The 9677-nt window shown below is 63.3% G+C and carries 9 protein-coding genes and 1 pseudogene; 4 read left to right on the top strand and 6 right to left on the bottom strand.

Annotated elements, in window-relative coordinates:
* Together NSO95_RS14545 and NSO95_RS14540 are read left to right on the top strand one after the other, a co-directional pair.
* Positions 1-91 (top strand): annotated as a pseudogene (locus tag NSO95_RS14545) (IS5/IS1182 family transposase); the annotation flags it as partial.
* Between the two features lie 671 nt (positions 92-762).
* Positions 763-1299: a DUF2846 domain-containing protein gene (locus NSO95_RS14540; protein ID WP_257597033.1), complete on the top strand. Its 537-nt coding sequence runs from the start codon at positions 763-765 to the stop codon at positions 1297-1299.
* Between the two features lie 209 nt (positions 1300-1508).
* On the opposite strand, the gene NSO95_RS14535 is transcribed toward NSO95_RS14540, so the two are convergent.
* Positions 1509-2126 (bottom strand): PNPOx family protein, encoded by a 618-nt coding sequence (locus NSO95_RS14535; protein WP_257597032.1) that lies wholly within the window; start codon positions 2124-2126, stop codon positions 1509-1511.
* Positions 2127-2263: 137 nt separating this feature from the next.
* Here NSO95_RS14535 and NSO95_RS14530 point away from each other — a divergent pair, with 137 nt between their 5' ends.
* Positions 2264-3205: an RcnB family protein gene (locus NSO95_RS14530; protein WP_257597031.1), complete on the top strand. Its 942-nt coding sequence runs from the start codon at positions 2264-2266 to the stop codon at positions 3203-3205.
* Positions 3206-3295: 90 nt separating this feature from the next.
* Here NSO95_RS14530 and NSO95_RS14525 read toward each other — a convergent pair whose 3' ends face one another.
* From NSO95_RS14525 to NSO95_RS14510, 4 genes are all read right to left on the bottom strand, one after another.
* A complete protein-coding gene (locus tag NSO95_RS14525) occupies positions 3296-3844 on the bottom strand; it encodes a cytochrome b (RefSeq protein ID WP_257597030.1) in 549 nt (182 codons plus the stop codon).
* Between the two features lie 85 nt (positions 3845-3929).
* A complete protein-coding gene (locus NSO95_RS14520) occupies positions 3930-5561 on the bottom strand; it encodes a lysine--tRNA ligase (protein ID WP_257597029.1) in 1632 nt (543 codons plus the stop codon).
* Positions 5562-5802: 241 nt separating this feature from the next.
* Positions 5803-7050 carry a copper resistance protein B gene (locus tag NSO95_RS14515; RefSeq protein ID WP_257597028.1) on the bottom strand — a complete coding sequence of 416 codons (1248 nt, stop codon included), beginning with the start codon at positions 7048-7050 and terminating at the stop codon, positions 5803-5805.
* On the bottom strand, positions 7047-8750 hold the full coding sequence (locus NSO95_RS14510) for a copper resistance system multicopper oxidase (RefSeq protein WP_257597027.1): 1704 nt from the start codon (positions 8748-8750) through the stop codon (positions 7047-7049). Before NSO95_RS14510 ends, NSO95_RS14515 begins: the two co-directional genes overlap by 4 nt.
* 46 nt (positions 8751-8796) lie before the next feature.
* Between NSO95_RS14510 and NSO95_RS14505 the strand changes: the two genes are divergently transcribed.
* Positions 8797-9081 carry a metal-sensitive transcriptional regulator gene (locus NSO95_RS14505; RefSeq protein WP_257597026.1) on the top strand — a complete coding sequence of 95 codons (285 nt, stop codon included), beginning with the start codon at positions 8797-8799 and terminating at the stop codon, positions 9079-9081.
* Here NSO95_RS14505 and NSO95_RS14500 read toward each other — a convergent pair.
* Positions 9078-9521 carry a TM2 domain-containing protein gene (locus NSO95_RS14500; RefSeq protein ID WP_257597025.1) on the bottom strand — a complete coding sequence of 148 codons (444 nt, stop codon included), beginning with the start codon at positions 9519-9521 and terminating at the stop codon, positions 9078-9080. The genes NSO95_RS14505 and NSO95_RS14500 overlap by 4 nt on opposite strands.
* Between the last annotated feature and the right edge of the window lie 156 nt (positions 9522-9677).

The following is a 9677-nucleotide window of genomic DNA, read 5'->3' as shown; positions in this document are numbered from 1 at the left end:
GCGCATCCACACACGCTATGATCGCTGCGCGCATGCCTTCATGTCAGCAATATGCATCGCCGCAACCGTCATCTTCTGGCTCAATCAATGAGTCCTGACCCTAGTCCGAGCAAACTAAGGTCATGGCCGGAAATTTCCATAAGAGCCTCCAAGGCGTTTTATTGCCAATTGATGAAATTCTAGTCAATCAGTGGTCAAGCCACTAGTATTGTTAGCCGGACGTTTTGCATATGTTTCAATTCTTTGGGGATCGAACGCAAGGCCTCTGCACGGACTACCGGGGTCCACATGGCAAGATTATCCAGCAATTCAGATGACACAAATTCCGGGGACAGGCTGTCCAATTCGTCACCCCGGACTTGATCCGGGGTCCCGCTTCTTCGAGCGCGGCGCAAAAGCTTCACGCAGAGAGCGCAGAGGCTCGCAGCGACGCGGAGGGGTTGTGCCGTAGGCACACTCTCTCATCGACCGGTAGCCTCTCGCGGGATGGTGCCAGATGAAGTGCGGCTGCACCACTAGCCTACCTCTCTGCGTCCCCCTTTCCTCTGCGCTCTCTGCGAGAAACAAAAAAAGGGGATCCCGGATCAAGTCCGGGATGACGGGGTAAACTTGTTCGGTCTGAGCTTGTCGGAAGCAAAGCTGGCCGACGTCGGAATCCACCTGCCTTGCCATACCCGATCACGTGTCGCCTCCCTCCTAGCGCACCGCCCTGCCCCCCGCTAAAACCCGCCCTCACAGCAAGGGGGAGGCACTGCCGTGAACATGACGCCGAAAAACATCATCCTGCTCGGGCTCGCAATCATTGCCGGGGTGGTGCTCGGCATGATGTACCCGATCATCGGGCTGATCCTGTTCCTCCCGGCGATGGGTTTCGTCGTCTATATCCTGGTCAACAACAAGGGCGCGAGCGAGGCCGATCCGGTGGCGGCGCAGGCGGCGCGGCAGTTCATTGCCAGTGACGGCATGGCCGCGATCTATGTCATGCGCGACGGATTCGTGGGCGGGCAGCAGGGGATGAACCTTACCGTCGACGACAGCCTGACCACCCAGTTCCGCACCGGCCGCTTCGCCCGCGCCGAGGTTGCCCCCGGCACCCACCGCGTCGCCGGGCGAATGGCGGCGCAGATCGGCGGCAGCGACACCGTACAGGAGGTTACGCTTTGGGCCGGCGAATGCGTGCTGCTCGACGCCAAGATGGAAATGGGCGCGCTGCAGGGCAAGCTGGTGTTCCTCGAAACGCGCAACCCCGCCGAGGCCCGTGCCAAGCTGGCGAAGCTCAAGCTGGTCGAGTGGCGTTAGGGGCTCAATTCGAACAAAGATTTTCCTACATCGAAGGCGCGCGCTAGGTTGCGCCGATCGAACCGGTTCCGCCGACATGCATAACGCGGGGGTTTTGTAGGAGATGCAGCGTGACACGGGAGCCGCGTGGAATACCCGTCAAGTCACTCAAAATACCTGCATTTCCTGGTCACGCACCGCGTGCACAAAACAGCGCTCCGGTGTCAACACTACGGCGTCACCCAGCGCGCTCCTTCGCGGTCGAGAATCGCCCGGCGGTGGCCTTTGTGCGCGAGGAAGAACCAGTCGAAGCTCTCGACCGTCACCAGCAGCAGCGCGAAATTTTCGCGGGCGGGAAGGAGCTGCTCTTCGTCCGGCTCGACCCCTTCGAATTCCGGAGGCAAGCCCGATTTCGGTTCGCCGGATTCCATTCCCGGCGCCTCGCCCAGATAGCATCGCCGCGCGAAATTGGGGCTGGCGGCCCATGCTGCATCGACCGCCGGCCCGTTGCGCACGATCCGGCCGGTGCCCCGGCAACGGATCTGCAGCTTGGCCTCGCGGTCGTAGAACAATACGCCAAGGGGTGCGCCGTCGCCGATCAGCCCTGCCTTGGGGGCACGCGCGTCGGTGTGGAACCGCAGGGTCCGGCTTTCGGGGTCCCACGCGCGCAACACCATCACCCGCGCATCGGCATCGGCGGTGACGACGACAGGCGTGTGCATGGCACCGTGGCGCTTCTCCGCCGCGTCGGTCAGGCGGCGATCGATATCGGCGCGGATCGCTTCGAAGGTTTCCATCATGCGTGCCGCCTTCACCGCCGCCGCGCGCCAAGTCAATCGCAACATCATTCATTTTAGTCGCCGCAAATATGAACAAATGCCATATCGGCCGGTTCAGTGTCCGGTCATTTGCCGAATCCTAACAGGGCGTTACCAACAGGGCCGCAAAGGGTGGGCAGCGGCTGTTCGGACAATGGAGAGCCGTTATGAATTTGAAGCAACTGATCACCGCCGGGGGCGCATCCGCGCTGGCCTTGGCGATGGCCTTGACCGCCCTGCCCGCTCAGGCCGAAGCCGCCACTGCCGAGCAGGGCCAGCGCGCCGAGCGCGGTGACCGGGGTGACCGCGGTGCCCGCCAGAACCGCGGTCAGCGCAGCCAGGCGCAGCAGAACCGCGGCCAGCGGACCGAGGCCCGGCAGAACCGTGCCCAGCGGGTCGACAACCGGAGCGAGCGTCGCGCCAATCAGGTCGAGCGGCGCGGTGACGCACGCGCCAACCGGGTCGAGAACCGGGGCGACCGCCAGGCCAACCGCGCCGAGTGGCGCGGCAACGAGGAGCGCGCCCGCCGAATCGACAACCGCAGCGAAAGGACCGCGCGTCAGATTGACCGCCGGAGCGAGAACCGGGCCGACCGGATCGAAAATCGCGGCGACCGCCGTGCCGAGCGGATCGAGCGCGGCAATGTGCGCAACAATGACGGGCGCCGCTTCGGCCTCGACCCGAGCCGCAACCAGAATTACCGCGACCGCGATCGCAGCGATCGCCGCGAATGGCGCGACGACCGGCGCAACTATCGCGAAGGCTATCGCGATGGCCGCCGGGCGGACAATTATCGCCGGTGGGACAACCGTAGCTGGCGTAATGACCGGCGCTACAACTGGAACCACTATCGCAACCAGAACCGCAACATCTTCCGCCTGGGATCGTATTATGCGCCCTATCGCGGCTATAGCTACCGGCGGCTGAGCATTGGGTTCCGGCTCGACAACCTGTTCTTCTCGAGCCGGTACTACGTCAACAATCCGTACCAGTACCGCTTGCCCGAAGTTTACGGCCCCTATCGCTGGGTCCGCTATTACGACGACGTGCTGCTGGTGAACACCTACACCGGCGAAGTGGTCGACGTGATCCACGACTTCTTCTGGTAGGTTGAAGTCTCTGTTTGCTGCCTGAAGCGAGTGGCAGGCAGCCAAAAGAACCCCCGCCCTTACCTCTGAGGCGGGGGTTCGCTTTCCGGGTCAGGCTTTCCCGAACGGCAGCATCCGCCAGATGCCGCCCGACTTGTCGACAAAGGTGTGCTTGAGCGCGCCGAGGATGTGCAGGCCGATGAGGTAGATCAGGATTTCACCCCCGGTCTTGTGGAAGCCCATGATCGTCTTGGCGAGGTCCATGTTTTCGCCGACAGGAAGTCCCGGGATGGTGAACGCACCGAAGTAGGAGATGTCTCTTCCGGCAAACGATCCGGCCAGCCATCCGCCTAACGGAAGCCCGACCAGCATCACGTAGAAGATGATATGAACTGTGCGGGAAAGCACTTTTTCCCATCCCGCCATGGTCGTGGGGAACGAGGGCACCTTGTGGGTCAGGCGCCAGGCGAGGCGTCCGAGCGTCAGCACGAGAATGGAGATGCCGATCGCCTTGTGGTTGCCGACGAAGGCTCCGGCATCGGCCTTGCTGGCATTTTCCGCCGCCTCGACCAGCCGCCAGTTGACGATCACCAGCACTGCGATCACCCAGTGAAAGATCATCGCGCCTTTCGAGTAGCGGGCCTGGGCTGAGGTGGTCATGCGCTGCAATCTCCCTTGCGTGGTTGCATGCGAAGCTAGCACCTTCGAGGTCGGCTGCATACGCAACACTTCAGGCCGCGTCGACTCACCGCTCGAGCGCCTCCTCGATCAGGCTGCGGCTGTTCTCGATCCCGTAGAGCGCGATGAAGCTGCCCATCCGCGGCCCCTGCTCGCTGCCGAGCAGCGTCTGGTACAGCGCCTTGAACCAGTCCCGCAAATTCTCGAACCCGAACTCGGGCCGCTTGCCCAGTTCGTAGATGATCGTCTGGATATCCTCGGCGGGCGTGGTCGGCGGCATGATCGACAGCGCACAATCGAGCGCACGCAACGCCTCGCGCTCGTTGGCTGAGGGTTTGCGCTTGGCGAGCGAGGCGGCGACGAAATCGCGATTGTAGGCGAGTGCGGTGCCGACCAGTACATCGAGCTCGGGATGCTTCGCCGGATCGGGATCGTCGATGTAATTGCCGAGATAGGACCACACCTGATCGTGCGTCGTCTCGGCCCCCAGCACCCCGACGAGGTTGAGCAGCAATCCGTAGGTAACCGGCAGCTGGTCGCCCTCCCCCGGTGCATCGTCTGACTGCCAGCCGCCATTGGCGCGCAGCAGGTTCCACGCCGGATTGCCCAGCTTCTTGTCGAGCTCCTGAGAGGGAATGCTCGCCCGGAACTGCCAGTAATCGTCCACCGCGCGCGGGATCACCCCAGCGTGGAGCTGCTTGGCGCTCTTGGGATTGGGGAAGATGTAGAAGCCCAGGCTCTCTTCCGAACCGTAGGTCAGCCATTCTTCGATCGTCAGCCCGTTGCCCTTGGACTTGCTGATCTTCTCGCCCTTCTCGTCGAGGAACAGTTCGTAGACCAGCCCCTCGGGCTTGCGCCCGCCGAGCACCTGCACGATCTTGCCCGACTGGATGCCGCTGTCGGTCAGGTCCTTGCCGTACATCTCGTAGTCGACGCCGAGCGCGTACCAGCGCATCGCCCAATCGACCTTCCATTGCAGCTTGGCGGTACCGCCGAGCGCGGTCTGCTCGATCACGGCCCCGTCTTCGTCGGTGAAGCGGATCAGGCCGGCATCGGCGTCGAGAACCTCGACCGGAACTTGCAACACGCGGCCCGTCCGCGGCGAAATCGGCAGCACCGGGGAATAGGTCTGCCGCCGCTCCTCGCGCAGGGTCGGCAGCATGATGTCGAGAATGTCCTGATTGTGCCGCAGGACCTGCTTCAGCGCGCTATTGAACCGGCCCGAATTGTACATGTCGTTCGACGCGACGAATTCGTACTCGAAGCCGAAACGGTCGAGGAATTCGCGCAGCATCGCGTTGTTGTGCGCGGCGAAGCTCTCGTAATTCCTGCCGAACGGATCGGGGATGCGGCTGAGCGGCTTGTGCAGGTTCGCTTCGAGCAGCTGCGCGTTGGGCACGTTGTCCGGCACTTTGCGCAGGCCGTCCATATCGTCCGAAAACGCCACCAGCCGCGTCTTGCCGTCTTCGGGCCGCGCGCCGATCATCGCTTCGAAGGCGCGGCGGACGAGGGTTGTGCGCAGCACTTCCTGAAAGGTGCCGATATGCGGCAGGCCGCTGGGGCCGTAGCCGGTTTCGAACAGCACCGGCGATCCATCCGGCTTGATGCCGTCGGGATAGCGTTTGAGCAGCCGCTGCGCCTCCTGGAACGGCCAGGACTTCGATACGCGGGCGGCGGAGATCAGGTCTTGCATGCTCATGGGGCACGCCTCTTGCCCAAGGCGGTGGATGTTGCAAGTGCGAAAGGAGCCGGGGGTGTGACACAGACCCTGCCCGTTTTCGAAACTTCTCGGTCCCGGAAAATCGCGCAATTCCGTGGTTCATGAGCGGAATGCTGCGCACCGAGTGTGACCTTTTCGAATCCAACGGGCTTCGGCAGTGGCAGGTTATCGAGGCGATTCATCGTACGACGATAGCCTCGCCAGCGGTTGTAGGACAGCCTCAGAACCAGGCGCGCAGGCCGAGCACGAATTTGAACCCGTCCGGATCGTCACCTACGGCGCGAGCCAAGTCCGCCGTCTCGCCAAGCTTCGCTTCGTACTCGACGCCCAGATAGGGCGCGAATTCGCGGACGAATTCATAGCGCAGACGCAAGCCCGGCTCGATCTTGGTCAGGCCCGCCCCGATCCCTAGTTCGGGGATGTCCTGCGCGGCAAGCTCCACTTCCACGCGCGGCTGGAGGATCAGCCGCTGGGTTATCTTCTGGCCGTACTCGGCTTCCAGCCGCGCGGTCAGGTCGCCCCGGTCGGAGAGGAAGGCCGCCGCATCGACATGGAACATGTAGGGTGCCAGGCCCTGCACGCCGAGCGCAAGATGGCTGCGGGTTTCCGGCTCGAGATCGATTCGCGCACCGGCCTGCAAATCCCAGAACGGTGCGATGGCATGGCTCCACAGCAACTGGGCCTCGGCCTCCTCGACCAAGCCGCCGAATTCGCCCTCGCCCTCGGACTTGAAGAACAGCTTGTCGATATCACCGCCGTACCAGCCCTGCGCATCCCACAGGAAGCCAGTGTCGCCGCCTTCGAGTGGGACGCGCGCTTCCAATCGTTCGATCATGACCACGCCGGTCTTCATCTTGCCGTGGCTGTCATGGTTCGCCTGGCGCGCCCTTGCCATCGCATCGGCACCCCAGATCGCATCGGCCGCATGTTGAGGCCCTTCGAACGCGCGATCAGGAACGGCATTTTCCGGCGCGGCACCGGGTAAGGACTTGTCGGTGCCGTCATGCCCCATGGCGGAATGGTCCATCGCCCCATGGTTCATCGAGCCATGGTCCATTTGGTCGTGATCCGCCTGGCCATGGTTTATTTGAGCGTGGTCCATCTGGCCGTGGGCGGAATGGTCTTCTGCGTCCGGCTCCGATTCATGCGATGAATGGTCCATGGTCGAATGGTCCATACCCGCATGGGCGTCATCGGATTCCTTCGGCGGGCATTGCTCGGGAGGCAGGTGGCCCATCGCGCAATGGTCCATCGGGGCAATCGGCTCGGTCGGGACAGGACGCTTCGTCGGAGGTTCGACGAGAGCACGCGTCTCTTGAGCCACGATGACTTCATTCCCGTCCGCGTCCTTGCAGATCTGTCGTTCCTTTAAGCCGACGCAGTCGGTCAATTCGTCTTCTGCGACATCCTGCGCAGCCACGGGGAACGCGACGAGAGCTGCGGCGAGAATCAGGAGCAGGCGGATCACACACCCTCTCCTGCCGGGAACGGCCGCACGGTCACCACCTGCATCATCCCGGCATGCATGTGGTAGAGCAGGTGGCAGTGGAAGGCCCAGTCGCCCGGCTCGTTGGCGGTCAGGTCGAAGGTCGCGGTGCCGCCAGGCTGGACCACGACCGTATGCTTGAGCGGCTGATGCATGGGATCAACGCCATTCACCAGCTCGAAGAAATGGCCATGCAGGTGGATCGGGTGCGCCATCATCGTCTGGTTGACGAGCTTGACGCGGACCCGCTCGTCGTAGCCGAAGCGGATCGGGTCATCGGTCACGGCGGAGAACTTCTTGCCGTCGAACGACCACATGTAGCGCTCCATGTTGCCGGTGAGATGGATCTCCATCTCGCGCTCGATGGCACGGTGCGGGTTCATCCGCTTCGCCTTGAGGTCGGTATAGCGCAGCACCCGGTGATCGACCGTATCGAGGCCGAGGCCAGGGAAATCCATCCGGTCCATCGGCATCGGCGCGACCATGTCGATGCCGGGACCGACCTCGACGTCTTCGGGCAGCTGCGACGTATCGCGCATGTCGTGTTCCATGCCGCCCATGCCTCCGCCACCATGCGCCGAATGGTCCATCATGCCCATGTCGACCATGGTCAGCGTCGGCGTCTCGCGCAATGCGGGCGGCGTAGCGCGGTGACCTTGATGGCTGGTCAGGCTGGCAATGCCCATCCCGCTCCGGTCCATCGCCTCGGCGACGAGCGCGTGGCTCCCTGCGGGCGGTCGCACGATCACATCATAGGTTTCGGCGGTGCCGATCTGGAATTCGTCGACTGTCACTTCGTCGACATCGATTCCGTCGGCAGCGATCACCGTCATCGGGACGCCCGGAATGCGCACGTTGAAGAAGGTCATCGCGCTGCCGTTGATGATCCGCAGCCGCACCCGCTCTCCGGCCGCAAACAGATATTCGAGATTTTCCGCCGGGCCGTGACCGTTGATCAGGTAGGTATAGGTCGATCCGGTGACGTCCGAGACATCGCGCGGGTTCATCCGCATTTCGCCCCACATCCGGCGCTCCGCGCCGGGCATGTCGCCGTCGGTGGCGGTCTGCATCTGGCGGTTGAAATAGTGTTCGCCGACCTTGAGCTTGCGCATGATCTCGTGCGGGTGGATCGGGGTGAATTCGCTCAGCAGCACCACATAGTCGCGGTCGTAGCGCGGGTCGGGCTCTGCACTTTCGATGACGATCGGGCCGTAATGCCCCGCCTGTTCCTGCAGCCCCGAATGGCTGTGCCACCAGTAGGTGCCGTTCTGGCGGACGGGAAATTCATAGGTGAACGTCTGCCCCGGCCTGATCCCGGGGAAGCTGACGCCGGGCACTCCGTCGAACTGGAACGGCAAGAGCAAACCGTGCCAATGGATCGAACTGTCTTCGGAAAGATTGTTGGTCACATGGATGCGCAGGTCCTGCCCTTCGCGCAGCCGCAGCAGCGGGCCGGGCACGGTTCCGTTGACCGCAAAGGCATGGCCCGAGCGGCCGCCGGTGGTGAAATGCGCATCGCCGATAGACAGGCGGATGTCTTCGCCTGACACCTCCCCGAAGCCGTTGCGGGCATGGGCGAGCGACTTGCCCTTGGCCCATCCGGGCATCGGAAGGCCGGCATAGGCCGCCAGCGCGGCGGTGCCGGTGATCACCCGCCGGCGGGAAAGGTTGAAAGCCTGCATGGGACCGGGCTATAGATACCCCACAGGGGTATTCCAAGGGCTTCCTATGCAGAACATCATACCGGCACAGCGCAAGGCGACGGTCAACCGGCTCAACCGGATCGCAGGTCAGGTGCGCGGGATCGCCCAGATGATCGAGGACGGGCGCTATTGCATCGATGTGCTCAACCAGCTTACCGCCGCCAAATCGGCGCTGGTCAAGGTCGAAAGCGAGGTGCTCAAGGGCCATGCGGCGACCTGCGTCGCCGAGGCGATCGCCAGCGGCGACGAAGGCCAGCAGCGCGAGAAGTTCGCCGAACTGGTCGAGCTGATGGAGCGCCGGCGGCGCTAGGAGAAAATCCCTGAATTGGCCGGCGGACGGCATAAAGCGCGGTGCAGCCCCGGCATGAGGAACACATCGGCAAGGATCCACAACACCCAGCCGACGAAGCCGATCAGCCCCATCGGCGGAAAAATGAACAGGATCAGCAGACTGCCGAAGAACAGCGAAACCTGCACGATCGCCGATGTCGTCGCGCCGAGATAGAACCGGTGGACCGAGAGCTGACCGAGAATGAACCACAGGATGTAAGCCACCGCGAGGCTGCGGCTCTGCTGCACCACCGGTCGCGAGTTGGGATAGTCCTGCGCGTAGCTGCTCAGCCCCGGAGTCCGCTGCGCAGGCTCGTCCCACGGCCGCTGGTCTGGCTCGTTCATGCGCCGCGCCCGTTCGGCAGCGATAAAAGCCTCGCGCTGCGCCGCCATCGGATCATAGGCCGGCTGCGGTTCCATGCGATGCGCAGGCACCGCTTGCCCGAAACCTGCAGACTGGCGCAACGCCCCGCCTTGCCCCGCATCCAGTCCCTTTTTCCCGAACCCGCTCATCTGCGCCCCCGAAACTGCCCTTCCTGCCCGCATTCTAGGCTTGAGGCCTTAAAATATCCTTTG

The sequence above is a fragment of the Parerythrobacter lacustris genome, from assembly GCF_024626475.1.
GTDB classification, from domain to species: Bacteria; Pseudomonadota; Alphaproteobacteria; order Sphingomonadales; family Sphingomonadaceae; genus Parerythrobacter_A; species Parerythrobacter_A lacustris.
Note: the sequence above shows the minus strand (reverse complement) of the source record. Positions and strands in the feature narration are given on the sequence as shown.